Source organism: Stenotrophomonas sp. 71799_Sma (assembly GCF_056482505.1).
The window spans coordinates 929,413-955,771 of the sequence record NZ_CM151202.1 but is presented as its reverse complement, the minus strand read 5'-3'; the positions used below and the strand labels follow the sequence as shown (position 1 = coordinate 955,771).

Genomic DNA, 26,359 nt, shown 5'->3' with positions numbered 1-26,359 from the left:
ACCTACCAGGAGCGGTAGGCACCGATTTGGGGCTGGATAGGATCAGTGCCGACCAACGGTCGGCACCCACCATCAGATCGCAGAAATCTGTCGAAGGCGGGGTGGGTCCGGTTGAGGGGGCGTGAGCCGCATGGATGCGGCGACCGAGCTTACATGGACGTACTTGCAGCGTCCCCCTCGACCGGACCTGCCCCGCCATCCCACGGATAGCCAGCTCTTGACGTTGACGTTGCCTCTGCAGGTGCAGGGCGCAGCCCAGCCGCACTCCCCTCTTCCAAAATGTGAAGGTCGCGCGGTGACGAGCACACCGCCCCTTCGGCTAACATTCGTCCATGCCGCACACCACCACGACTCCGCCCGCATTGCAGGATGGCGACCTGCTGGCCGCCATCGACCTTGGCTCCAATAGTTTCCACATGGTCATCGCGCGCTACACGCTCGGCCAGCTGCGGGTAATCGACCGCCTGCGCGAGACCGTGCGCATGGCCGACGGCCTGGACGGCAAAGGCGGGCTCTCCTCCGCTGCCCGGCAGCGCGCGCTGGAATGCCTGGCCCGCTTCGGCCAGCGCATCCGCAATGTACCGCCGCACCGGGTGCGCGCACTGGCCACCAACACCGTGCGCCAGCTGCGTTCACCGCAGTCGTTCCTGGTTCCCGCCGAAACCGCGCTCGGGCACGCCATCGAAGTGGTCAGCGGCCGCGAAGAAGCGCGCCTGATCTACCTGGGCGTGGCCCATGCACAACCGCCCAAGCCCGGCCAGCGCCGGCTGGTCATCGACATCGGCGGCGGCTCCACCGAATTCATCATCGGCATGGGCATGCAGACCCTGGAGCGCGAAAGCCTGCAGGCCGGCTGCATTGCCAGCACCCGGCGTTTCTTCCCCGGCGGCAAGCTGAGCAAGAAGCGCTGGAAGGACGCGCTGGCCGAGATCGGTCGCGAGTTCCAGCCCTTCGCCAGCAAGTACCGCGCGCTGGGCTGGCAGGAAGCGCTGGGTTCTTCGGGCACGCACAAGGCGATCAGCGAGATCTGCGCGACGATGAAGCTGAGCAAGGGCGCGATTACCGCCGAGGCCCTGCCGCAACTGCGCGACGAACTGCTGAAGGCCAAGAAGATCGACGACATCCAGTTGCCGGGACTGTCCAGCGACCGCCGCCCGATCATTGCCGGCGGCATCCTGGTGCTGGAGGCCGCCTTCCAGGCGCTGGGCCTGCAGAAGCTGCTGGTCAGCAAGGCCGCGATGCGCGAAGGCATCCTCTACGACATCGTCGGCCGCGCTGGCGAGAACGATCTGCGCGATGAATCGGTGTCCGCGCTCAGCCAGCGCTACGGCATCGATACCGTGCAGGCCGACCGTGTGCAGGACACCGCGCTGTCACTGCTGGAACAGGTGCAGGAACGCTGGCGGCTCGATGCCGACGACGCGCGCATGCTCGGCTGGGCTGCGCGCCTGCACGAGCTGGGCCTGATGATCGCGCACAGCGGCTACCACGTGCATGGCAGCTACGTGCTGGAACACTCGGATATCGCCGGCTTCTCGCGGCAGGAACAGCAGATGCTGGCCGCGCTGGTGCGCAGCCATCGCCGCAGCGTGACCAAGACCGCCTTCGACGCCCTGCCCGAGCGCCTGCTGCTGACCGCTCGCCGGCTGGCCGCCCTGCTGCGCCTGGCGGTGCTGCTCAATCGTGCCCATGAGGACGATCCACTGCCGGCGTTGGAACTGACCGCCGACGACAACCGCCTGTCGTTGATCGTGCCGCAGGCCTTCATTGATGCCCGGCCACTGCTGCGCGCCGATCTGATCGGCGAGACCGACGGCATCGCCGGGCTGGGCATCCAGTTCCGGCCCTTCGTAGCCTGAGGCTCACGCTTTCCCGCGAGGGAAAGAAGGTCACACACCGTTACGGTTCGCGCATGCGCCCCCGGTTGACCTGCTGCGACGCAGCAGATCAAGTCGGGGGAGCGCATTCAGCGTTACAGCTAAGCGACTGCTTTTGTTGAGCTTTCGTGAAATCTGACGATGAAGCCTGGTACAAATCGACACGACCTCTTTACACAGCATTAACCAACGAGACTACTATCGGGTCATCGGTCCGCTTGTGGGCGGCCGATTTCTTCGACGCCCCTTTTGGCGTCCCTGCACGACCTGAGAGAGAGAGAGCTCGTCATGACTTCACGTACCACCCCCCTGGGGCAGGCCATCCGCTACGCCCTGGCAACTACTGCGACGCTGGCCGCCCTGCCTGCGTTCGCCCAGAGTGGCAGCACCGCCGCGCCGACCACCCTGGATCGCATCGAGATCACTGGCTCGCGCATCCGCCAGGTGGACGTGGAGACCGCTCAGCCGGTCCTGGCACTGAGCCGGTTGGACATCGAGCGCCAGGGCTTCAGCTCGGTGGCCGACATCCTGCAGAACGTGACCGCCATGGGCAGCCCGGCGATCAGCCGTGCAAACGCACTGAGCTCGGGCGAAAACACCGGCGGCACCTACATCGACATGCGCAACCTGGGCGCGCAGCGCACCCTGGTGCTGGTCAACGGCAAGCGCCTGGGCATCAGCACCTCGGGCCTGCAGGACGTGTCCTCGCTGCCGGTGTCGGCGGTGGAGCGCATCGAAGTGCTGAAGGATGGCGCGTCGGCCATCTACGGTTCCGATGCGATGGCCGGCGTGGTCAACATCATCACCCGTTCCAACGTCAACGGTGTGACCGCCAACGTCTACCACGGCCAGTACAGCGAAGGTGACGGCGCGCGCGACCGCTTCGACGTGGTGGGTGGCTGGAGCAATGACCGCGTGTCGCTGACCCTGGCACTGGAACACTCCGAAGAAAAGAGCGTCTGGGCCAAGGACCGCTGGTTCAGCAAGTACGGCGTGAGCGACCGCCACCCGAACGATGCCTCCAACTGGACCACGCTGAGCCAGTGGGGCCAGGTCACCGGCCTGAAGGGCGGCCCGGGCTGCACCAACACCAAGGACGGCTGCGGCTACTCGCTCAACCGTGGTGCTGACCCGACCAACCCGGCCAACTACCACCTGACCGATGCGACCCCGTTCACCGGCGACGTCAGCAACGCCAACGAACAGATGCACGTCATGTATCCGCTCAAGCGTGATTCGGTGTACTTCGACGGTCGCTTCAAGATCACCGACCAGGTCAACCTGCGCACCGAATTCGGCTACAACAAGCGTTCGGCCGAGCGCCAGATTGCAGGCTACCCCCTGCAGTCCAGCTCGGTGTCCATCTCGGGCGACCCGACCGCCACCGGCCTGATGTCCAAGGACAGCTACTTCAATCCGTTCGGCAACCAGCACGGCTATGCCAAGCCTACCGACGTGGCCTGGAACCGCCGCACCTGGGAAATCCCGCGTGTGAGCACCAGCGAACTGAAGACCTACCGTGCGGTAGTGTCGCTGGATGGCAGCTTCGAGATCGGCCAGCGCTACTTCGACTGGGACGTGGGCTACCAGTACAACCGCAACGAGCTGACCGCTACCGCCACCGGCAACCTGCACAAGAAGCGCGTGCGCGATGCTGTGGGTCCGTCGTTCCTGGATCCGGCCACCGGCAAGGTGATGTGTGGCCGTCCGGGCGCGGTGATCAGCGGCTGCACGCCGTGGAACCCGCTGGTGCCCTACGGCAAGAACGATCCGAACGGGCTGACCGGCAATGAAGAACTGATGGCCTGGCTGTTCCCGGCGGAACGCACCACCGGCCGCACCACCACCAAGAACGCGTTTGCCAACCTGTCCGGCAGCATCATGACCCTGCCGGCCGGCGACCTGGGCTTCGCTTTCGGCGTGGAAAGCCGCAAGGAAGATGGCCGCTACACCCCCGATGCCCTGGCCCAGACCGGCGCCACCACCAACCTGGCCGCAGGCCCGACCGGTGGCAGCTACAACGTGAAGGAAGCCTACCTGGAGCTCAGCGTGCCGGTGCTGGCCGACCTGCCCGGTGCGCGTGAGCTGAGCTTCAGTGCCGCCACCCGTTACTCCAAGTACAACACCTTCGGCAACACGCTCAACAGCAAGTTCGGCTTCAAGTGGAAGCCGATCGACCAGCTGCTGGTCCGTGGTACCTGGGCAGAAGGCTTCCGCGCCCCGACCATCAACGACCTGTACGGTGGCGGTTCGGAAACCTTCGCGCAGTTCAGCGATCCGTGCGACACCGTGTTCGGCTCGGCCAAGGGCAGTGCTGAAGTCCGCGCGCGATGCGCACGTGACATCGCCGATGCCGGCAACTTCCGCCAGCTGAAGCAGGGCAACACCCCGGTGACCACGGCGCAGGATGCGACCCCGACGCCGTTCGTGTCCGGTTCGAACCCGCTGCTGGTTCCGGAAACCTCGACCAGCAAGACGCTGGGCCTGGTGTGGAGCCCGACCTTCCTCAGCAACCTCAACGTGGCACTGGACTGGTGGAAGATCCGCATCGACAACACCATCGTCGGTGACAGCCCGAACCAGATCCTGAGGGACTGCTACGAGCAGGGCATCGAATCGCGCTGCAGCCGCTTCAGCCGTGACCCGTCCAACGGCATCGTCACCGGCCTGAAGTTCGGCAACCGCAATGCCGGCTTTGCCGAGACCGAAGGTTACGACCTGGATGTCAGCTACCGCGTCGACACCAGCTACGGCAAGCTGAGCGCAGGCTGGACCAGCACCTATGTGAGCAAGAACGTCTACCGCTCCACCAACGATGTCCGCGAAGCGATCACGCCGATCAACGGCGTTGCCAACACCATCGGCACCGCCACCAGCCTTGCGTTCCGCGTGCGCTCGAACCTGGTGCTGGGCTGGGATGTGGGTGACTTCGGCGTCAGCTGGACGGCACGCTACTACTCCGGTGTGAAGGAGCGCTGCCTCAACGCCTCGCGTTATGCGGACGAATGCTCCGATCCGACCTTCCTGGCTCCGTGGCTGAAGTCGCCGACCGCGTACAACGAGCGCGGTGCCGTGACCTTCCACGACGTGCAGTTCCGCTACAACCTGCCGTGGGATGCCACCGTTTCGGTGGGCGCGAACAATGTGTTCGGCAAGGAAGCGCCGGTGATGTACAGCAAGCCGAACTCGTCGTTCTCCTACTACGGTGGCTACGACATCGGTCGTTTCATGTACATGAAGTACCAGCAGCGCTTCTGATCCATCCGCGCTGTTGAAGCTCGACGACCACGGCCCTTCGGGGCCGTGGTTTTTTTCTGCCTCCGCGCAGACTGTCGCTTTCCACATTGACCGTGATGCGTTCAATCAGGGACACGGTCCTCTGCGCTGCGTCCGCCGCGATGCCACAGGTTGGAGCAATCGATTGATTTGCTTCCGCTTTGTGCAGAAGCGTCACGGCCGTCTGCAGCGCTTTCGTCGCTTGCCCATACGTCTCCCCATCCATCTTCACTAGGTTCGAACATCCACCGCCGCGGTGGAGTTGACGCAGCCCCGCTTGGCTGTGTTCCGAAGACTTCGAAGACTGAGAGAGAGACCCATGACCATCCGTATTCCCGAGCTCGGGTTGGCGATCCGTCGTGCACTGGCGATGACGGCCACCACCGCACTGGCCGCCCCCGCATTCGCCCAGCACGCACCGGAAGCCACCACGCTGGACCGTATCGAGATCACCGGTTCGCGCATCCGCCAGGTCGACCTGGAAACCGCGCAGCCGGTGCTGACCATCAGCCGCGCCGACATCGAGCGGCAGGGCTTCAATTCCGTTGCCGACATCCTGCAGAACCTGACCGCAACCGGCAGCCCGGCCTTGAGCCGTGCCAGCCCGCTCAGTGCGGGCGAGGCCGCAGGCGGCAGCTACGTGGACATGCGCGGCCTCGGTGCACAGCGCACCCTGGTGCTGGTCAACGGCAAGCGCCTGGGCATGACCACTTCGGGTTACCAGGATATATCCAGCATTCCCGCCGCTGCCGTGGAACGCATGGAAGTGCTGAAGGACGGCGCCTCGGCCATCTACGGTTCCGACGCGATGGCCGGCGTGGTCAACATCATCACCCGGCGCAACGTCCAGGGCGTGACCGCCAACGTCTACCACGGGCAGTTCAGCGAAGGCGATGGTGCCCGCACCCAGTACGACGTGGTTGCCGGCTGGTCGAATGACCGCGCTTCGATCAGTGTCGCCGCCGAGCATGTCGAAGAAAAGGGCGTTTGGGCGAAGGACCGCGGCTTCAGCGCCTACACCTATACCGATCGTCATCCGGACGATGGCTGGACCACGGTCGGGCAGTGGGGGCGCATCGTCGGCTTCAAGGGCCCGGGCTGCAGCAGCGCCCGTGGCTGCAGCTATTCGCTCGATCGCGGCAGCCAGCCGGGCGGGCCGGACAGCTTCCACCTCAGTGACAACACACCGTTCACCGGTGATGTCAGCAACAGCAATGAACAGATGCACGTGCAGACGCCGATCAAGCGCGATTCGCTCTTCGTCGATGCACGCATGGATCTGAACGACCAGATCCGCTTCAACACCCAGCTGGCCTACAACCGACGCACCACCACGCGCCAGATTGCCGGCTATCCGTTCCAGTCCGGTGCGGCCGGCATCACGCCGATGTCCGCCGACAGCTGGTTCAATCCGTTCGGCCGCCACCACGGCTATGAACGCCCAAGCGACGTGCACTGGAACCGCCGCACCTGGGAGATTCCACGCATCAGCACCAGCGAACTGACCACCTGGCAGGGTATTGCAGCGTTTGAAGGCAGCTTCCAGTTCGCCGGTCGCGACTTCGATTGGGAAGCCGGCTACCAGTACAACCGCAGCGAGCTGGAGCAGCGTGCCACCGGCGACCTGCACAAGCAGCGCGTTGCCGATTCCACCGGTCCTTCGTTCTACAACCCGGCCACCGGCAAGGTGGAATGCGGTACACCGGATGCACCGATTGCCGGCTGCAAGCCCTGGAATCCACTGGTGCCGTATGGCCAGGAGGACCCGTACGGCCTGACCGGCAATGGCGAACTGCAGGACTGGCTGTTCCCCGAGGAACTCACCCGTGGCCGCAACACCACCCGCAACCTGTTCGCCAGCCTCAGTGGCGGCCTTGCCACGCTGCCCGCCGGGGAACTGGGCTTCGCCCTGGGTGTGGAGAGCCGCCGCGAGGAGGGTCGCTTCATTCCCGACGCGCTGGCCCAGACCGGCGCCACCACCAACCTGGCGGCGGGCCCGACCGGCGGTGGCTACCGTGTCGACGAGGCCTATCTGGAGCTGAGCGTGCCGGTGCTGAGCGACCTCCCCGGTGCACGCCAGCTGACCCTGGACATGGCAACGCGCTACTCGGACTACACCACCTTCGGCGGAACCCTCAACAGCAAGTTCGGCATCTCGTGGAAGCCGATCGACCAGTTGCTGGTCCGTGGCACCTGGGCCCAGGGTTTCCGTGCGCCGACCATCTCGAATCTGTACGGCGGCGGCTCGCAGACCTTCACCACCGGCTTCCGTGACCCCTGCGATACGGTCTATGGCGCCGCCGCCAGCAGCCCGGAGGTACGTGCACGTTGCGCCGCCGACATCGCCAACGCGGACAGCTACCGCCAGCTCGGCCAGGGCAACGAGCCGATCACCGGCAGCAGTGGGCAGACGCCCCTGCCCTTCACCAACGGCTCCAATCCCGACCTGAAGCCGGAAACCTCGACCAGCCGCACGCTGGGGCTGGTCTGGAGCCCGACGTTTGCCGAAGGACTGAACATTGCGTTGGACTGGTGGAAGATCCGCATCGACAACACCATCGTCGCCGACCATCCCAACGACATCCTCCGCGACTGCTACGAACTGGGCATCGCCGAGCGCTGCGGCAGTTTCACCCGCGACCCGGAACTGGGCATCGTCAACACGCTCAACTATGGCAGCCGCAACAGCGGGTTCCGCCAGGCCGAAGGCTATGACCTGGAGATCGGCCACAAGATCGAAACGTCCTGGGGCACGCTGAGCGCCGACTGGAAGACCACCTATGTGGTCGCCGCGGAAGAACGGACCACCAACGAGGCGGATGCCCCGCCCATTCCCAGCAATGGCATCGCCAGCAACGGCGGCATCGGCTTCCGTGTGCGCTCCAACGCATCGTTGGGCTGGGAGCGTGGCAACCTCGGCCTTAACTGGGGCCTGCGCTATTTCTCCGCGGTCAAGGAGCGTTGCCTGGATGCAGCCACGTATCCGGGTGAGTGCTCGCACCCGGGCCAGCGCGCGCCGTGGTTCAGTGGCAGCCGTGACTACAACCGTCGCGGATCGGTCACCTTCCACGACGTGCAGGCGCGCTACAACCTGCCATGGGATGCGACCGTCTCGATCGGTGCCAACAATGTGTTCGGCCGCCAGGGACCGGCCATGTACAGCCAGCCGAGCGCCAACTTCTCCTACTACGGTGGCTTCGACATCGGTCGTTTCATCTACATGAAATACCAGCAGCGCTTCTGATCCACCGCGCCACCTGCACGACCGCCACGGCCCTTCGGGGCCGTGGCTTCGTACAGGGACCTGACCACCGTCATCCCGTGGTCGCAAAGCGGTCATATCGGCTACATCGCCAGGCCCGAGCATGCCGGAAACCCGGAGGCCCGCCATGCGCTATGCCATCGTCACCGAGACCTACCCGCCGGAAGTGAACGGCGTTGCCCTCACCGTGCAGGGCCTGGAGCAGGGACTGCGCAATTCCGGCCATGACATCGACCTGATCCGGCCACGCCAGACCAGCGAAGCACTGGACTCGGCACCGGGCACGCTGCTGGTGCCGGGCGCCGCACTGCCGCGCTACCCCGGCCTGCGCTTCGGCCTGCCTGCACCGATCCGGCTCAACCGTCACTGGCAGCAGCAGCGTCCCGATGCGGTCTACATCGCCACCGAAGGCCCGCTGGGCTGGTCGGCGCTGCGCACCGCGCGCCGCCTTGGCATTCCGGTCGCCAGTGGTTTCCATACCCGCTTCGACGAGTACCTGCCCGACTACGGCGTGGCCTGGCTGCAGGCTGCCGCGATGCGCTGGATGCGCCGGTTCCACAACCAGGCCGATGCAACCCTGGTGCCCACCCGCGAGCTGCAGCAGTTCCTCGGTGAACAGGGCTTCGAACGCGTGCGCCTGCTGGCACGCGCGGTCGACAGCCAGCAGTTCGATCCGGGCCGGCGCGACCCGGCGCTGCGCGAGGAATGGGGCGTGGACGGCAACGGCCTGGTCGCGATCCATGTCGGCCGCATCGCTGCGGAAAAAAACCTTGGCCTGGCGGTGAGAGCCTTCCGCCGCCTGCAGCAGATCCGGCCCAAAGCCCGCTTCGTCTGGGTGGGTGATGGTCCGGCCCGCGAAAAACTGGCACATGAAAACCCCGATTTCATTTTCTGCGGCATCCAGCGCGGCGAATCCCTGGCACGGCATTTCGCAAGCGGTGACCTGTTCCTGTTCCCCAGCCGCAGCGAGACCTTTGGCAACGTGACCCTGGAAAGCATGGCCAGCGGCCTGGCCACCGTCGCTTTCGACTACGGTGCGGCCCGCGAATACCTGCGTGATGGCGAGAACGGTGCGGCCGTGGAAAACGATGAGCAGTTCATCGAGGCAGCGGTGCAGCTGGCCGCCGATGATGCACGGCGCCGCGAATTCGGCAGCAGCGCCGCGCGTGCGATGAAGCGCCTGCATCCACAGCAGGTGGTTGCCGAATTCGATGCCCTGCTGGCCGAGCTGGCCCAGTCGCGGAGGAGCGGCCATGCGCACCACGCCGCTTGAGCTGCTGGCTGGCCGCGAGGCGCGGCTCTGCCGCCGGGCCAACCACTACTGCCGGCGTCGCCGCGTGCGTCGCCTGTTCTCGGTCATCAGCCGGCTCGGCGATGGCGTGTTCTGGTACGTACTGATGGGCGCGCTGGTGGCGCTGGACGGCTTCGACGGACTGCGTGCATCGGTGCACATGGCCGCCACCGGCCTGGCCGCACTGCTGCTCTACAAAGGCCTCAAGCGCTGGACCCGGCGTCCCCGCCCGTATGCGGCCGATCTGCGCATCCGTGCCTGGGTGGCGCCGCTGGACGAGTTCAGCTTCCCCTCCGGGCACACCCTGCACGCAGTGTCGTTCACCATCGTCGCGCTGGCCTACTACCCGTGGCTGGCGCCGCTGCTGGTGCCGTTCACCTTCGGCGTCGCGCTGTCGCGGGTGGTGCTGGGCCTGCACTACCCGTCCGATGTACTGGCCGCCACCGGCATTGCCATCCTGCTGGCATCGGCCAGCCTGGCTTGGTTGCCGCTGCCGGTGTAGCCCCCGGGGTCAGATCCCTTCGGTAGCGCCGGGCCATGCCCGGCGGTGGATGCCCTAGAATGCCTGCATGACCACGTTGTTCATTTCCGACCTGCACCTGGACCCCAGCCGTCCGGAGATCACCGACCTGTTCCTGCGCTTCCTGCGCGAGCAGGCGCCCGGCGCCGATGCGCTGTACATCCTCGGCGACCTGTTCGAAGCCTGGATCGGCGACGACACCCCCTCGCCCGCCGCCGATGCGGTGGCCGATGCGTTGAAGGTGCTGACCGACAGCGGCGTGCCTGCATACTTCATCCGCGGCAACCGCGACTTCCTGCTCGGCGAAGACTATGCGCGCCGTGCCGGCCTGCGCATCCTGCCCGACCCGTGCGTGATCGAGCTGTACGGCCGCCCGGTGCTGCTGCAGCACGGCGACCTGCTGTGCACGGACGACATCCCCTACCAGCAGTTCCGTGCACAGACGCGCGACCCGGTGTTCCAAGCGCAGTTCCTGTCGCAGCCGCTGGCCGCACGCATCGCCTTCGCGCAGAAGGCCCGGGAAACCAGCCAGGCCCGCCAGTCGGAAATGAAGCAGGATGATCGTGCGCAGTTCGAGTCGGTAACCGACGTGTCACCCGCCGAAGTCGATGCCACCTTCGTGCGCCATGGCGTGGACACCATGATCCACGGCCACACCCATCGCCCGGCGGTGCACACGCTGCAGGCCGGTGGCCGCGCCTGCAACCGCATCGTGCTGGGTGACTGGTACGAACAGGGATCGGTGCTGCGCGTGGATGCCGGCGGCTGGTCGCTGGATACGCTGGCGCGCGAATGATGGATCGCGGGGTGCCAACCAAGGTTGGCATCTACCAGGGCAGGTGAACGCACCCGGGTAGACGCCGACCTCGGTCGGCGGTTGGCCTCAGCGGAAGGCCGCGATGGTGGCCTTGGTATTGACCAGCACGCGCTGGTTGTCGGCGGTGCTGGCATTGCCCATCGGGATGCCGTTGTAGTTGATGTTCGGGTTGGACCAGTAGTTCAGGCGCGGGCAGCCGGCCGAGCAGTCATAAGCCATGATCGTGCGCCAGCGCGAACCGGAGGACGGCTCGTAGCGATAGCCGTGCCCATAGGCATAGGGCGACGTGCTGGGATCACTGGCGATATCGTGCCGCGCACTCTGCAGGTGGCCGATCTCATGCGCGAAGGAGTAATAGCCGGTCGCGCAATCCCAGTACACCGCCGCGAACGCCGTCGATGCCGTCGAACCGATGCCCGAGGCCAACCCGCAGTAGCTCGTGTTGTTGATCAGCAGCACGCCGACATCGGCCGCAGTGTTGTTGCGGCTGGTGTGGATGCTGTCCATGTAGCCGTCGCTGGTGTTGCGGAAGCGGGTCAGGTCGGTGGTGAAGTTGCCGGATTCGGTGTAGCTGGTGGTTTCATAGCCGGCCAGCTGCAGGGTGATGCCCACGTTGCTGTTGACGTAGCCCTGGTTGGATTCGGCCACCGCCAGCTGCACCAGCGACTGCATGTTGCCGCCATAGGCCGTTACCGCTGCATTGGTTGCCACCACCAGCACGCGGATGGTGGCCGGGGTACCGGACGAGGCCTGCGCGATGCCGATGCGGTCATTGTTGCCCATCGGGATTTTCGGCAGCTGGTTGTAGTCGGCCGGATGGTCGGCCGGCATCCGCGATTCATCCACTTCCACCAGTACATGCCGGTTGCCCAGTGGGCGCAGGCGATACAACTTGCCGTCCTTGCGGATCGAACCGGTGAGGGTGTTGCCCGAACGCACCAGGATCACTGAATTACCAGGATCATCCTGGCCATTCGAAGTGGCGGCAGTCAGCCGATCGGACGGCGAGCGCAACTGGCCGTACCAGATGCTGCCGCCATCGGGCAGGGCTTCCACCTTGCTGCGCACCGCCTGCACGCGCTGGCCAAGCAGTTCGAACTCCAGCTGCGGCTGCGCAGTGGCAGCAGCGTCGACACGCACTTCCTGTACCGTCGCGGTGGACGGGGTGGCCAGCAGCTTGCCCAGCGCGGGCTCACTGTTTGCCGATGCGCGGCTGATGACCGTCACCGGCTCGAACAACGGTGCCGCATGCGCGGCCGCTGCCACCGACAAACCCAACACCAGGCCACCTGCCGCTTTGCCAATCGATCTGGACAACATTGCGTCGCTCCTTGAATGATGTGAACAGCGTTGATGCAGCACGCCCGGGTCTACCGGGTCTGGCCATCTGGCCTGCGCGGGTCATGTGAATTCAATAGAAGATGGGAATGAAAATCAGGAACTGTGATCGACCGCATCTGCGTTAAGTAAGGTCAAAAGCGTCACTACACTTCGCCAATACACCGCTTTCGCGCTACCGTGACGCAGCCACGACGGGGAATGCACATGGCACCATCGCAGGACACGGACGAAGATGTCGGCTTGCTGCGGATCGGCCTGTTCTTCGATGGCACCCGCAACAACGCACACAACCTGGCACGCGGTCGCCCACAGGTTCCGCAGCCACGCCCGGCGCAGCTGCGCGCGGATGATGATTCGACCTACCAGAGCCGGCTGACCAGCAGCTACGACAACGGCCTGACCAACATCGCGCGCCTGCAGCAGCTGTATCCGGACAGCCGCCGCGATGCGATGGCCGCGCCTTCGCTGTCGATCTATGTCGAGGGCGTGGGGACCCGCGATGATGCCGATGACGATCTGATCGGACTGGCCTTCGGCATCGGTGCCAGTGGCGTTCGCGCGAAAGTGCAGCGCGCGCTGCAGGTGCTGCTGCCGGCGGCACTGGCCGAGCTGTCCGCGCGCTGGCAGCGACCGCTGCGTGGCGTGCAGCTGGATCTGTTCGGCTATTCGCGCGGTGCTGCCGCGGCACGTGATATCGCAAACCAGCTGCAGGCCTGGGACAGCGCGCGCTGGCGCCAGCTGCTGCAGGGCGCCGGCCTGCCCTGCGCTGCGGACTTCGCCGCCGTCACGCCGGTGCTGCGCTTCATCGGACTGTTCGACACCGTGGTTGCAGTCAATGGTGGCCGCGCCGATGAACACCCGCAGCTCGCCCTGCGCAGTGGCATCGCGGCACACGTCGTGCAACTGGCCGCGCGTGACGAGCATCGCCAACACTATCCATTGACCAGCGTCGCGCCAACGTTCACCGAGATCGCCCTGCCCGGCGTGCACGCCAACATCGGCGGTGGCTACAACCAGCTGGAAGAAGGGCCCAAGCTGCTCAGCCGTCCGCGCCGGCAGCAGCTGCGTCGCCCAGCGGTTTCCGACTACCAGGTCCCTCCACTGGCGTTGCTGCAGGCCACCACGGCCTACGCCGAAACGCAGGCCGACGCCGAACGCTGGCGGCAGCAGCTGGGCGTGGGTGAAAAGGAGATCTGGGTGGATGTCTGGCACCAGTGGCAGCAGCAGCGTCGCGCCGGCAGCCGCAGCGTGCTGTTGTCGCCGGTGCTGTATGTGACCGCCGCGGTGGTGCTGCGTCGGCGCATCGACTGGCGTTACCAGCTGATCGCACTGCAGGTGATGCAGCAGCAGGCCATCGATGCTGGCGTGCAATGGACCGCCAATGCCGCTGGAGTTCCCGGCTGGGAGCTGCCGTCCGCCCTGCAGCCGATTGCACGCCGACTGGTGGCCGGACAGCCGCTGACGCAGACACAGGAGGCGCTGCTGCGACGGCGTTACCTGATGCAGTCGGCGCACTGGAACTTCGATGCACTGGGCGACACCGCACTGACCTACGCCGCCGATGCCGGCGTCAGCGAACTGCCGTACCGGCCGGGTCCCGGCCTGTTCTACATCAACCGGCCAACGGTGGATGGCAAGCGCGTGGTGTTGCCGAACGCATGAAAAAAGGGACGGAGGGGATTAAGTCGTTTGTGCCACAAACGACTTAATCCCCTCCGTCCCCTTTTCTTCAACCGGCCTGTTCAATCAGGTTGGCCAACTCATCCGCATCGAACCCGGCCAGCAGGCGCGCTTCGATGTTGAATGGCCCATGCAGGTAGCCGCCGGCGTACTCCACCAGCAGTTCCTTGAAGCGCGCACGCGGCTCGACACCGGCGCGGTCGCAGTACCAGCGGTACCAGCGCGAACCGGCAGCGACGTGCGCCACTTCCTCGCGCAGGATCACTTCCAGCACATCGGCGGTTTCGCCATCGCCGACATTGCGCAGCTTCTCGATCATGCCCGGTGTCACGTCCAGGCCGCGCGCTTCCAGCACGCGCGGCACCAGTGCCATGCGTGCCAGGCCGTCATGGGCGGTCTTTTCGCACATTTCCCACAGGCCGTTGTGCGCTGGGAAATCGGCATAGTCGTGGCCATGCACCTGCAGGCGTTCGCGCAGCAGCATGAAGTGCCGCGATTCGTCGTCGGCACAGCTGACCCAGTCGGCATGGAACGCCGGCGGCAGGCCACGGAAGCGGTATACCGCATCCCAGGCCAGGTCGATCGCGTTGAGTTCGATATGGGCGATGGCGTGGATGAAGGCGGCACGCCCTTCCACACCGCCCAGTCCACGCCGCGGCACTTCACGCGGATGCACCAGCACCAGCTGCGCCGGCCGGCCGGGCATGCGGATCGGCTCCGGCGGCGGTGCATCGGCCTCCACCTTCAGGCGGCCAGCACGGAACGCGGCGGCATAGGCCTGGGTCAGCGCCACCTTGCGCAGCGGGTCGGCTTCGGCCAGGCACTGCTGCGCAGCGCGCAGCAGGTCGCCACCAACGTCGGGTACATCGACCACGCCTGGACCTCAGGCGCGGCGCTTGTGCTTGGCGTCGTCCGAACGCAGCTGCTGGATGCGCTCGAAGTAGCCCGGCTCGATACCCGTCGGGTAGTGGCCGTTGAAGCAGGACGAATCGAAGTTGCGCAGCGCCGGGTTGCCCTCGCTCACCGCCGCTTCCATGTCTTCCAGGTCCTGGTAGATCAGCCAGTCGCAGCCCAGGTGGGCCTCGATCTCTTCCACGGTGCGGTTGTGCGCGACCAGCTCTTCGGCCGCCGGCATGTCGATGCCGTAGATGTTCGGGTAGCGCACCGGCGGTGCCGCGCTGGCCAGGTACACCTTGCGCGCGCCCGCATCACGGGCCATCTGCACGATCTGCTGGCTGGTGGTGCCGCGCACGATCGAGTCGTCCACCAGCAGCACCACGCGGTTGCGGAACTCCAGGTGGATCGGGTTGAGCTTGCGGCGCACCGACTTCACGCGTTCGCCCTGGCCCGGCATGATGAAGGTGCGGCCGATGTAGCGGTTCTTGATGAAGCCTTCGCGGTACTTCACCCCGAGCACGTTGGAGATCTCCAGCGCGGCATCGCGCGAGGTATCCGGGATCGGGATGATGGTGTCGATGTCGTGGTCCGGGCGCAGGCGCAGGATCTTCTCGCCCAGCTTGATGCCCATGCGCATGCGCGCCTTGTGCACCGAGACGTTGTCGATCATCGAATCCGGGCGCGCGAAGTACACGTATTCGAAGATGCACGGGGTGTGCTCGGCCGGCTCGGCGCAGATTTCCGAGAACAGCTCGCCACGCGCGGTGATCACCAGCGCTTCGCCCGGCTGCACGTCGCGCACGCGCTGGAAGCCCAGCACGTCCAGCGCGGCCGACTCGGAGGCGACGATGTACTCGTCACCTTCGGCGTGGCTGCGCTTGCCCAGTACCAGCGGCCGGATGCCATGCGGATCGCGGAAGGCGACCAGGCCCAGGCCCAGCACCACGCTGACCACCGCATAGCCACCCTTGCAGCGGCGGTGCACGCCGGCCACCGCGCGGATCGCGGCTTCCGGGCTGAGCTGGCGCTGCTGCTCCAGTTCATAGGCGAACACGTTCAGCAGCACTTCGCTGTCCGAATCGGTGTTGACGTTGCGGCGGTCCTGTTCGAACACCTGCTGGCGCAGCGCTTCGGTGTTGATCAGGTTGCCGTTGTGGGCCAGCGCGATGCCGTACGGCGAATTGACGTAGAACGGCTGTGCCTCGTCCATGCCTTCCGAACCGGCGGTCGGGTAGCGCACATGGGCGATGCCGACGCTGCCTTCCAGGGTGGACATGGTGCGGGCATCGAACACATCGCGGACCAGGCCGGTGGCCTTCTGCACGCGCAGGCGGCTGCCGCTGGCGGTGGCGATGCCCGCCGCATCCTGGCCACGGTGCTGGAGAACGGTCAAGCCGTCATACAACTGCCCGGCGACGTTCTGGTTGCCGACGATTCCGACGATGCCACACATGGTGCGAGGTCTCCGCTGGGCTGTGCCCAGTTACAAGGAAGGTGGCCGTACCTGGCCGCGGTGGTCGCCGCGCGCGCGGTCGACGTTGGCCGGATCGCCCGGCTCGATACTGTCCGGCAGTGCAGGAGCGTCCGGGCGCACTTCGGCCGGATCGTAGGAATCGCCCTGTTCCGCTTTCGCAGGCCGCAGCCATCCGCTGCCTGCCACTACCTGGTTGAGGATGCCATTATCGCCTGCCGCGCCCGGCTTTCCCAACCCGGCGCCTGCGTTCTTGCCCAACTCCATCAATGCAGATGGGGACAGCGCGTCGGTCGGCAAGGCCTTGGGCAGCAGATCGGCCCCGGGAACCTCCCAGTGCGGCAGTTTGCTGTTCATCCAGGCCACGGTCGGGTTCAGCAACGGACGCACCGCCGAGCGCTGCCAGGAGGGTTCGGCGGTCAGCGGGGTGAAGCTGCCCAGCAGCAGCAGGACCGCGGCGATCAGGCCGCCTCGCACCGCGCCCAGCACCCCGCCCAGCAGGCGGTCCAGGCTGGTCAGCATGCTGCGGTGGACCAGGGCCTTGATGACCATGCCGATCACCGCGACCACGATCATCACGCCGATGCCGACCCCCAGGTAGCCACCGACGAAGTGCTCGCCTCCGGGGGCCGCCGGCGCGGCCCACCAGTGGGCCGCGTCATTACCGAAGGCGAAGGCCGCCCACGCGGCCAGCAGCCACGACAGGGTGCCGATGACGATTCCGACGAAGCCGCGCAGCATCCCCAGCAGGGTCGAGGCGGCGATCACGATCAGCAGCACCACGTCGATCATGGCGCCCCGCTCCTTCGGCGGCGCTGGCAACGGGGCTGCGCGTGGGTCATGGGTGCGGTCGGACCATGCCGGCCACGCCGACCTTGGCGGCGACCTGCGCCTTCAGCTGCTCGGCGTCAGCGCGGTTGGCCACCGGCCCGACGCGGACGCGATGCAGGGTTCCCTTGTCCGTGCGCACCTGCTCGACGAAAGCGCTGAAACCAGCGGCACGAACCTTGTCGCGCAGGGCATTGGCATCGTTGGCCTGACCGAACGCGCCCAGCTGCACGGCAAAGCCGACGCCGCTGGCAGCTGGTGCTGCCGGTGTGGTCGGCGCCGTCGCCGGCTTGCTGGCGGTGGCCTCCGGCTTCGGTTCGGGCTTCGGCGCCGGCTTCGGCGGTTCCGGCTTGGCGGCCGGCGGCGCGGTCGCCGTTGGCGTGCTCGGCGGCAGGCTTTCGCTGCGGACCGGGTTGCCGCTGGCCGAGGGCGCAACAGCTGCGGACGGGGTGCTGGCGCTCGGCGCAGCCGGTGCCGGGGCGGCCGCAACCGGAGTACTGCTGCCGGCCGCCGCGTCCAGGGTGATCACTTCGGCCTTCACATCCGCACGGATCTTCACCGCCTGCAGGCGGGCCGCTTCGGCCTGGGCACGGTCGGCGTAAGGTCCAACGCGCACGCGCCATGCCTGGCGGCCGTTGATGGTGGCCGTTTCAGCGAAGCCCGGCAGCTGCGAGCGCTTCAGGTAGGCGATCACCGCATCGGCGTCGGCCTTGCTGCCGTAGGCACCGAAGGTGACCGCATAGTTGCCGGCGGCGACTGCCGGCGAGGTGTCCACGGTCGGCGGCGTAGCCGGCGTGGCAGCCTCCTGCAGCGGCTTGGCCTGCCCGGTCTGCAGGCCGGTGGCACCACCGGCCGGGGCGACCAGCGGCAGCTCACGGGTTTCGAACTGGCCATCGGCCGGCGCATCCGGCGCGGCGATCGGCACATTGGCGACACCGCTGTCGGGTGCGGGTCCCTTGACCAGCATCGGCAGGAAAATCACGGCCAGTGCCACCAGCACGATGGCACCAATCAGACGCTGTTTCAGAGGCGTATCCACGTGAGGCAGGCAACTGTCCGGAGATTGCCGTCGATTATACGGGTGCCGGACCGGCCGGCGTCGGCGTTGGCTGAACGCGGATCAGGCGTCGCCCTGCAGCCACTGCAGGGCCGCAGCGGCGGTATGGAAGGAGCCGAACACCAACACCCGGTCACCCCGCTCAGCCTGGGCCAGCACCTGCGCCAGCGCCTGTTCGACGCTATCGGCCAGCGGTGCCTTGGCCGCCACCGTACCGCTCAGGCGTGCCTGCAGCTGAGCGGCGCTCTGCCCACGCGGACCGTCCAGCCCGGCCAGGGTCCACTCGCCCACCACGTCCTGCAGAGCCTGCACCACACCCGCCGCGTCCTTGTCCTGCAACGCGGCGTACACCGCCAGGGTGCGGCCGGCTGACACTTCGGCCTTCAGCGCACGCGCCAGCTGGCCCGCCGCCTGTGGGTTGTGGCCCACGTCCACGCGGATCTGCACGCCGTCGCGCTCGAATGCCTGCATGCGGCCGGAGATTCGCGCTGCTGCGATACCCGCGGCCCACGCCGCACGCGGCACCGGCTTGTCCAGCGCGCGCAGGGCGGCGATGGCAGCACCGGCATTGGCCAACTGGATCGGGCCGGCCAGCGCCGGGGTCGGCAGCTCCATGCGCAGGCCGACGTCGCGCCAGCGCCAGCGCTGGGCGTCGATCGGCTCGTAGAAGTAATCGCTGCCGCCGCGGATCGCGTTGGCACCGACCAGATAGGCACGCGCCAGCACGCTGGACGGCGGATCGGTCTCGCCCAGGATCACCGGCTTCCAGCCGCGGATGATGCCGGCCTTCTCGGTACCGATCGCTTCGCGGTCCTCGCCCAGCCACTCGGCATGGTCGATGTCCACGGTGGTGATCACTGCCACGTCGGCGTCGACGATGTTGACCGCATCCAGGCGGCCGCCCAGGCCCACTTCCAGCACCGCCAGGTCCAGCCCGGCGTCGGCGAACAGCTGCAAAGCAGCGAGCGTGCCGTACTCGAAATAGGTCAGCGTGGTGTCGCCGCGTGCCGCTTCGACGGCATTGAACGCAGCAACCAGCGCCGCATCGTCGACATCCTGGCCATCGATGCGCACACGTTCGTTGTAGCGCAGCAGGTGCGGCGAGGTGTAGGCACCCACCTTCCAACCGGCAGCACGGCCGATGGCCTCGATGAAGGCCACGGTGGAGCCTTTGCCGTTGGTGCCACCGACCACGATGGTGCGCCCGGCCGGCGCGCCAAGACCCATCGCCGTGGCCACGGCGCGCACGCGCTCCAGGCCCATGTCGATGGTCGCCGGGTGCTGGCGTTCAATGTAATCCAGCCAATCGGCCAGGGTGGTCGGGGTGTTCGTCACGGCAGTGCTTCCAGCAGGTACAGGTGGTTCGGTGTGGCGGATCAGAGTGCGCGGTGCTTGGCTTCGCCGAAGAACGGCGTGTGGTGGGCGCAGTCGTTCAGGCGCACCACTTCCAGGCTGTCCAGGTCGGCGCCTTCGAGCAGGTTGAGCGTGGTCGGTGCCTGGCGGAAGGTCCACAGGCGGGAAATCGGCAGGCCCAGCACCTTGCACAGGATCACGCGGTTGACCGCGTCATGGGCAACCACCAGCAGGGTGTCGTGCTCGCCGAGGCCTTCGGTGGCACGGGCCAGGCCACGCCAGCTGCGCTCCAGCACCAGCCGCAGCGATTCGCCGCCGGGCATCAGCACGGTATCGGGCTCCTCGCGCCAGGCCTGCAGGCGCGACGGATCCTTTTCGTTGATCTCGCTGGCAAGCAGGCCTTCCCACTCACCGTGGGCGATTTCCTGCAGCTCCGGCTCGGTCAGCAGCATGTCGGCACGGGCGGCGCCAAGCGCCAGCTGCGCGGTGCGCTGCGCGCGTGACAGCGGCGAGGCCACCGCACGGGTGATGTCCACCGAGGCCAGGCGGGCACCCAGTGCCTGGGCCTGGGCTTCACCGATCGGCGAAAGCGGAATATCGATCTGGCCCTGGTAGCGGCCTTCGGCGTTCCACGGCGTTTCGCCGTGGCGGGCAAGCAGGATGCGCATGCGTGCAAGGGGTCCTGGGGGGAGGAGGTTTCCGCGTTTCGTTCACATCCTGTGAAGTGCGCGGAACAGGGATGATACCTGTTCGGCGCACCGGGCCGGGCCGGGCATGAAAAAACCCCGCGACGTGGGTCGCGGGGTTTCGGAAACTCCGGCTATCTGGTCGAGGTTGCCGGCCAGCGGCCGGCACTACCCTCGGTACAGGCAGTAGATCCACGCCATGCGTGGATGGACCGCCCCGAACCGCGAACCTTACTTGACCAGGTTCAGTTCCTTCAGCAGCTGCGGCGCCGGCGCCACTTCCTGCATGATCCACTGCATGTAGCGGCTGTCGACGGCGATCATGCGGGTCATCACCGGGTCGAACACCCAGTTGGAGCTGACCGATTCCCAGTTGCCATCGAAGGCCAGGCCGACCAGCTTGCCGTTGGCATCCAGCACCGGCGAACCGGAGTTGCCGCCGGTGATGTCCAGGTTGGACAGGAAGTTCACCGGCACCGAACCAATGCGCTTGTCTTCCAGGCCGCCGTAACGCTTGGCCTTGACCGCATCGAGCAGCGCCTTCGGCGAATCGAACGGATCTTCACCGGTTTCCTTCGCCGCCACGCCTTCCAGGGTGGTGAACGGGGTGTACTTCACGCCGTCCTTGCCATAGCCCATGACGTTGCCGAAGGTGATGCGCAGCGACAGGTTGGCATCCGGATAGACGAACTCGCCCTGGCTCTTCTTGTAGTCGGCCACGGCCTGCAGGTACAGCGGGCGGGCGGTCAGTGATTCGCCTTCGCGGATCTTCTTCTGCTCTTCCTGCTTCAGCAGTGCCGGCATGACGGCCACGGCGTACTGGATGGCCGGATCGCTGCTGGCTTCAAACGCGGCACGGTCGGCCTTGAACCACTTCAGGCGATTGTCCAGGCTGCCCAGCTCGGTGCCGCCCAGCTTGTTCACCAGCGACTTGACCGCAGCGGCATCGCTGCCGGCCAGCCACTTGTTCAGCACTTCGTTGTCGCGCTGCGCGGCCGGCAGGGCCACGTACTGGTCCAGCCAGTAGGTCTGCAGCTGCTGGTCCATCTTTGCCACGTAGCGACGGTCCATCTGCTTCAGGCCACCTTCAATGGTGGTCAGGTCGCGTTCCTGGTAACCGGCTTCGCGCTCGGCATCCGGCTTGCTGCGTTCGATCGACAGGCGGTACAGGGTGATCGCTGCGCCAACGGCCGAGGTGTTGTTGAACTGGCCGACGAACAGGTCGCGTTCGCGGGTCGACTTGCTGGTATCCAGATGCTTGAGCAGCTGCGCGTGGGCGGCCAGGGCCGGCTTGCCGGCAGCACCCTGCTTCTTCAGCCAGGCCAGCACGGCGGCTTCTTCAGCCTGCTTCTGTCCGGCGGCGTCGATGCGCTTGAAGCCTTCCAGCTGGCCCAGGTAGTTCTTGGCCACGTTGTTCATGCTGGCGGCGGTCGCTGCGTACTTCACCTTGACGTCGGCGTCGGCCTTGCCGGCGTCGGCGATCATTTTCAGCACTGCGTTGTAGTGCTTGGCGATGGTCGGGTAGGTGAAGCTGGCGGTTTCGTTGAACTCACCGGCCAGTGCATAGCGGTTGGTGCGGCCCGGGTAGCCGGCCACCATCACGAAGTCGTCTGCGCCCAGCGGCTGGTCGGCGAACTTCAGGAAGTGCTTGGGCTGGTACGGCACGTTGTCGGCGGCGAAGGCGGCCGGCTTGCCGTCCTTGCCCACATAGGCCCGGTAGAACGAGAAGTCGCCGGTGTGGCGCGGCCACATCCAGTTGTCGACGTCGCCGCCGAACTTGCCGACGCTGCCCGGGGGCGCGTAGACCAGGCGCACGTCCTTGATTTCCATGTTGCGGAACAGGCGGTAGGTGTTGCCGCCGGAGAAGCTGTACAGGCGGCAGCGGAAGCCGGCATCGGCTTCACAGGCGGCGACCTGGGCCTTGTCGAAGGCGTCCAGCGCGCGGCTGCGGGCCAGCGGATCGTTGCCGGCGCCAGCAATGGCGGCCTTGGCCTGGGCGGTGACGTCGGTGATCTGGTCGAGCACGAACACGCGGGCGTTCGGGCCGGCGCTCAGTTCGTCCTTCAGGGTCGGCGCGTTGAAGCCGTCCTTGATCAGGTTCTTCTGCGCGGTCGAATTCAGCTGGATGGCGCCATACGCGCAGTGGTGGTTGGTGACCACCAGGCCCTGCGGCGAGACGAAGCTGGCGGTGCAGCCGCCGAGGGCAACGACGGCGCCCATCGGGTCGCCGGTCAGGTTGGACAGTTGTTCCGGGGACAGCTTCAGGCCGGCCTTCTGCAGCGGACCGGCGATTTCCGGCAGCTGCTGCGGCACCCACATGCCTTCAGCGGCATGGGCGACCTGGGCCAGCCCGAGGCTGGCGACGATGGAGAATGCAAGCAGGTTCGAGCGCATGGAGCGGCCCCTGGTAGTGGAACCTTCGATTGTAGCCCGCCGCCCTGCCCCGGCCCGAACCCCGGAAGTCATGGGCCGGGCGCACCGATGCCCTTCGCCGGGCATGGCCCGGCGCTACCGCTTGCGCGCACCCTCCCCGGTAGCGCCGGGCCATGCCCGGCGAGCGCAGCGGCGCCGCTGTTTGCAGCACGTTCGAAACGCCCGCCAACACACGCCTTTCGTTCCGCCACTGCACCCGCAGCGCAACATGGGAAATCCGCGCGGCACCCTATAATCCGCGCTTTCCCCCTGATGAGTTCCACCCCGATGGCGCAGCAAACGATGAAGGCCCTGGTCAAGCGCGAAGCGGCCAAGGGCATCTGGCTGGAAGAAGTTCCGGTGCCGACCCCGGGCCCGAACGAGGTCCTGATCAAGCTCGAGAAGACCGCGATCTGCGGCACCGACCTGCACATCTACCTGTGGGACGAGTGGAGCCAGCGCACGATCAAGCCGGGCCTGACCATCGGCCACGAGTTCGTCGGTCGCGTCGCCGCACTCGGCTCGGCCGTGACCGGCTATGAAATCGGCCAGCGCGTCTCGGCCGAAGGCCACATCGTCTGCGGCCACTGCCGCAACTGCCGTGGCGGCCGCCCGCACCTGTGCCCGAACACCGTCGGCATCGGCGTCAACGTCAACGGCGCCTTCGCCGAGTACATGGTGATGCCGGCCAGCAACCTGTGGCCGATCCCGGACCAGATTCCGTCCGAGCTGGCCGCGTTCTTCGATCCGTACGGCAACGCCGCGCATTGCGCGCTGGAGTTCAATGTGATCGGTGAAGACGTGCTGATCACCGGTGCCGGCCCGATCGGCATCATCGCCGCCGGCATCTGCAAGCACATCGGTGCACGCAACGTGGTGGTGACCGACGTCAACGACTTCCGCCTGAAGCTGGCCGCCGACATGGGTGCCACCCGCGTGGTCAACGTGGCCAACCAGTCGCTGAAGGACGTGATGAAGGAACTGCACATGGAGGGCTTCGACGTGGGCCTGGAAATGAGCGGCAACCCGCGTGCGTTCAACGACATGCTCGACTGCATGTACCACGGCGGCAAGATCGCCATGCTCGGGATCATGCCCAAGGGCGCCGGCTGCGACTGGGACAAGATCATCTTCAAGGGCCTGACCGTGCAGGGCATCTACGGCCGCAAGATGTACGAGACCTGGTACAAGATGACCCAGCTGGTGCTGTCCGGCTTCCCGCTCGGCAAGGTGATGACCCACCAGCTGCCGATCGACGACTTCCAGAAGGGCTTCGACCTGATGGAAGAAGGCAAGGCCGGCAAGGTTGTATTGAGCTGGAATTGACCCTTCGCCGCGCGCGATGGGTGGGTGGGTGCCGAGCTTGCTCGGCACACCTTGAAACTGAAAAAGGCGCCCGATGGGCGCCTTTTTCTTTGCCATCCCGATGTTGCCGGCCAGCGGCCGGCACTACCGGTAACGCCTGCGGCGTTACTTGCCGATGGCCACGCTCAGCATCACGCGGCTGTGGGCCAGCTTGCCGGAGTTGTCGCGGCCGTTGCCGTCGGTACCGTAGTAGCCTAGGCCGACCTTGGCCATCCCGAACTGGCGCTCAACGCCGACATTCCAGTCGGTGTAATCCTTGGCGATGCCGTCTTCAAACGTGCTGCGGCCGACATTGGCATTCAGGGTGAAATCCTTCGGCAGGCCCCAGCTGCCGCCCAGGCCGAAGTACCAGCCATCGGTGCTGCTGTTCCATACATCGTTGGTGTAGGCCACCGTCAGCTTGTAGGTGTCATCCAGCGTGGTGGTGGTGATCAGCTCGTTGTAGTTCTGGTGGCTGGACTTCAGGTAGGTGTAGCGGTTCAGCAGCACGTCGACGTTGACGCGCTCGGTGACGTCCACGCCGTAGCCGATCAGGTAGTCGACCTCGGTCTTCGGATCACCCGCACCGAAGTCCACGCCCGAACCCCAAACGCCGGCATACAGGCCAACCGGGCTGGTGTAGGTGAAACCGGCCTGCAGGGTCGGATCCTCGTCGGTCTGCGACACACCACGGAACAGGTAATCGGAAACAGCGGTGACGTTCCAGCTGTACGGCGATTCGTTTTCCTGGGCGCTGGCGGCGAACGGGGCGGCCAGGGTCAGGGCAGCGGCAATGGCGAGGCAGGCACGGGCGTGCTTCATGAGCGTCTCCGGTGGGGGCGGTGGCGTGGAAGGCGGGGAGCGGGCGTAGCGGCCGGAGCGGGACAGCTCCGGTTCACGAATTTTTAACCAGTTTGCTATTGCGATGCAACATGTGCCGGCCGTGGCGATGCCCCATCCGGGCCGGTCGGCAAGCGGCGATGCCCGGTAGAATCAGCGGTTTCCCCGTTCAGAGCCGTGCCCACGCCATGACCGACGCCTCCTCCGCCCTGACCCGCCACTACGCCGAGGAACTGGACGCCATCCGCGCCCAGGGCCTGTTCAAGTCCGAGCGGATCATCACCAGCCCGCAGTCGGCCGAGATCACCCTCGAGGACGGCCGCAAGGTGCTGAACTTCTGTGCCAACAACTACCTGGGCCTGGCCGACCATCCGGACCTGATCCAGGCCGCCAAGGATGCGCTGGACACCCACGGCTTCGGCATGGCCTCGGTGCGCTTCATCTGTGGTACCCAGGACCTGCACAAGCAGCTGGAGAAGCAGATCGCCGACTTCTTCGGCAAGCAGGACACCATCCTGTACGCGGCCTGCTTCGATGCCAACGGCGGCCTGTTCGAGCCGCTGCTCGGCGAGAACGACGCGATCATTTCCGATGCGCTGAACCACGCTTCGATCATTGACGGCGTGCGCCTGTGCAAGGCCAAGCGCTTCCGCTATGCCAACTGCGACATGGCCGACCTGGAAGCCCAGCTGCAGGCCGCCGACGCCGCCGGCTGCAAGACCAAGCTGATCACCACCGACGGCGTGTTCTCGATGGACGGCTTCATTGCGCCGCTGGACGAGATCACCGCGCTGGCGAAGAAGTACAACGCGCTGGTGCACATCGACGAATGCCACGCTACCGGCTTCCTCGGTGCCACCGGCCGCGGCTCGGCCGAAGTGAAGGGCGTGCTGGAAAAGATCGACATCATCACCGGCACCCTGGGCAAGGCCATGGGCGGTGCACTGGGCGGCTTCACCTGCGCCAGCGCCGAGGTGATCGAGCTGCTGCGCCAGCGTTCGCGCCCGTACCTGTTCTCCAACTCGCTGCCGCCGCATGTGGTGGCCGCCGGCATCAAAGCGTTCGAGATGCTGGCCGCCGCTGACGATCTGCGCGACACCCTGGTGGAAAACACCCGCTACTTCCGCGAAAAGATGGTCGCCGCCGGTTTCGACGTGAAGCCGGGCGTACACCCGATCAGCCCGGTGATGCTGTACGACGCACCGCTGGCGCAGAAGTTCGCCGAGCGCCTGCTGGAAGAAGGCATCTACGCGATCGGCTTCTTCTTCCCGGTGGTGCCCAAGGGCCAGGCCCGCATCCGCACCCAGATCAGCGCCGCGCACAGTCGCGAGCATCTGGACCGCGCGATCGATGCGTTCACCCGCATCGGTGTCGAGCTGGGCGTGATCAAGGGTTGATCCCCACCGG

Annotated in this window: 18 protein-coding genes; 9 read left to right on the top strand and 9 right to left on the bottom strand. The window is 66.3% G+C overall.

Features of this window, described 5'->3' with window-relative positions; translation table 11 throughout:
* Nucleotides 1–332: 332 nt before the first annotated feature.
* The 6 genes from ppx to lpxH all read left to right on the top strand — a co-directional run bounded on the left by ppx (nt 333) and on the right by lpxH (nt 11,022).
* Nucleotides 333–1,859 carry an exopolyphosphatase gene (gene ppx / locus ACZK4Z_RS04335; RefSeq protein ID WP_010483920.1) on the top strand — a complete coding sequence of 509 codons (1,527 nt, stop codon included), beginning with the start codon at nt 333–335 and terminating at the stop codon, nt 1,857–1,859.
* A 306-nt stretch (nt 1,860–2,165) separates the two neighbouring features.
* Nucleotides 2,166–5,135, top strand: a complete 2,970-nt coding sequence (locus ACZK4Z_RS04330; protein ID WP_032129076.1) for a TonB-dependent receptor domain-containing protein — start codon at nt 2,166–2,168, stop codon at nt 5,133–5,135.
* Nucleotides 5,136–5,472: 337 nt separating this feature from the next.
* Nucleotides 5,473–8,397: a TonB-dependent receptor domain-containing protein gene (locus tag ACZK4Z_RS04325; protein ID WP_125895361.1), complete on the top strand. Its 2,925-nt coding sequence runs from the start codon at nt 5,473–5,475 to the stop codon at nt 8,395–8,397.
* A 145-nt stretch (nt 8,398–8,542) separates the two neighbouring features.
* On the top strand, nt 8,543–9,688 hold the full coding sequence (locus tag ACZK4Z_RS04320; protein WP_125895362.1) for a glycosyltransferase family 4 protein: 1,146 nt from the start codon (nt 8,543–8,545) through the stop codon (nt 9,686–9,688).
* Nucleotides 9,669–10,208 (top strand): phosphatase PAP2 family protein, encoded by a 540-nt coding sequence (locus ACZK4Z_RS04315; protein WP_049400923.1) that lies wholly within the window; start codon nt 9,669–9,671, stop codon nt 10,206–10,208. The genes ACZK4Z_RS04320 and ACZK4Z_RS04315 overlap by 20 nt, the downstream gene beginning before the upstream one ends.
* A 67-nt stretch (nt 10,209–10,275) precedes the next feature.
* Nucleotides 10,276–11,022 carry a UDP-2,3-diacylglucosamine diphosphatase gene (gene lpxH, locus ACZK4Z_RS04310; RefSeq protein WP_125895363.1) on the top strand — a complete coding sequence of 249 codons (747 nt, stop codon included), beginning with the start codon at nt 10,276–10,278 and terminating at the stop codon, nt 11,020–11,022.
* A gap of 87 nt (nt 11,023–11,109) precedes the next feature.
* On the opposite strand, the gene ACZK4Z_RS04305 is transcribed toward lpxH, so the two are convergent.
* Nucleotides 11,110–12,363 carry a zinc-dependent metalloprotease gene (locus ACZK4Z_RS04305; protein WP_032129071.1) on the bottom strand — a complete coding sequence of 418 codons (1,254 nt, stop codon included), beginning with the start codon at nt 12,361–12,363 and terminating at the stop codon, nt 11,110–11,112.
* Between the two features lie 225 nt (nt 12,364–12,588).
* On the opposite strand from ACZK4Z_RS04305, the gene ACZK4Z_RS04300 reads away from it, so the two are divergent.
* The gene (locus ACZK4Z_RS04300; RefSeq protein WP_125895364.1) at nt 12,589–14,046 is read left to right on the top strand and encodes a DUF2235 domain-containing protein; all 1,458 of its coding nucleotides are present in this window, start codon (nt 12,589–12,591) and stop codon (nt 14,044–14,046) included.
* A 67-nt stretch (nt 14,047–14,113) separates the two neighbouring features.
* Here the strand turns inward: ACZK4Z_RS04300 and ACZK4Z_RS04295 are convergent, their stop codons facing one another.
* The 7 genes from ACZK4Z_RS04295 to ACZK4Z_RS04265 form a co-directional block, all read right to left on the bottom strand.
* Nucleotides 14,114–14,938, bottom strand: a complete 825-nt coding sequence (locus ACZK4Z_RS04295) for a ferritin-like domain-containing protein (protein ID WP_125895365.1) — start codon at nt 14,936–14,938, stop codon at nt 14,114–14,116.
* A 9-nt stretch (nt 14,939–14,947) separates the two neighbouring features.
* Nucleotides 14,948–16,414 (bottom strand): amidophosphoribosyltransferase, encoded by a 1,467-nt coding sequence (gene purF / locus ACZK4Z_RS04290; RefSeq protein WP_032129068.1) that lies wholly within the window; start codon nt 16,412–16,414, stop codon nt 14,948–14,950.
* A gap of 30 nt (nt 16,415–16,444) precedes the next feature.
* Nucleotides 16,445–17,224 (bottom strand): CvpA family protein, encoded by a 780-nt coding sequence (locus tag ACZK4Z_RS04285; RefSeq protein WP_049400926.1) that lies wholly within the window; start codon nt 17,222–17,224, stop codon nt 16,445–16,447.
* Between the two features lie 46 nt (nt 17,225–17,270).
* The gene (locus ACZK4Z_RS04280; protein ID WP_125895367.1) at nt 17,271–18,299 is read right to left on the bottom strand and encodes an SPOR domain-containing protein; all 1,029 of its coding nucleotides are present in this window, start codon (nt 18,297–18,299) and stop codon (nt 17,271–17,273) included.
* Between the two features lie 81 nt (nt 18,300–18,380).
* Nucleotides 18,381–19,652: a bifunctional tetrahydrofolate synthase/dihydrofolate synthase gene (gene folC / locus ACZK4Z_RS04275; RefSeq protein ID WP_125895368.1), complete on the bottom strand. Its 1,272-nt coding sequence runs from the start codon at nt 19,650–19,652 to the stop codon at nt 18,381–18,383.
* A 41-nt stretch (nt 19,653–19,693) separates the two neighbouring features.
* Complete coding sequence (locus ACZK4Z_RS04270) at nt 19,694–20,338, bottom strand: histidine phosphatase family protein (RefSeq protein WP_010483945.1); 645 nt, start codon at nt 20,336–20,338, stop codon at nt 19,694–19,696.
* Nucleotides 20,339–20,587: 249 nt separating this feature from the next.
* Nucleotides 20,588–22,750 (bottom strand): S46 family peptidase, encoded by a 2,163-nt coding sequence (locus ACZK4Z_RS04265; protein ID WP_125895369.1) that lies wholly within the window; start codon nt 22,748–22,750, stop codon nt 20,588–20,590.
* A 321-nt stretch (nt 22,751–23,071) separates the two neighbouring features.
* Between ACZK4Z_RS04265 and tdh the strand changes: the two genes are divergently transcribed.
* Entirely contained in the window at nt 23,072–24,094 is a 1,023-nt protein-coding gene (gene tdh, locus ACZK4Z_RS04260; protein ID WP_010483949.1) for an L-threonine 3-dehydrogenase, read from the top strand.
* 144 nt (nt 24,095–24,238) lie between these two features.
* On the opposite strand, the gene ACZK4Z_RS04255 is transcribed toward tdh, so the two are convergent.
* Nucleotides 24,239–24,934: a TorF family putative porin gene (locus ACZK4Z_RS04255; RefSeq protein ID WP_071229157.1), complete on the bottom strand. Its 696-nt coding sequence runs from the start codon at nt 24,932–24,934 to the stop codon at nt 24,239–24,241.
* 206 nt (nt 24,935–25,140) lie between these two features.
* Here ACZK4Z_RS04255 and kbl point away from each other — a divergent pair, with 206 nt between their 5' ends.
* On the top strand, nt 25,141–26,349 hold the full coding sequence (gene kbl / locus ACZK4Z_RS04250; RefSeq protein WP_005408238.1) for a glycine C-acetyltransferase: 1,209 nt from the start codon (nt 25,141–25,143) through the stop codon (nt 26,347–26,349).
* Nucleotides 26,350–26,359: the final 10 nt, after the last annotated feature.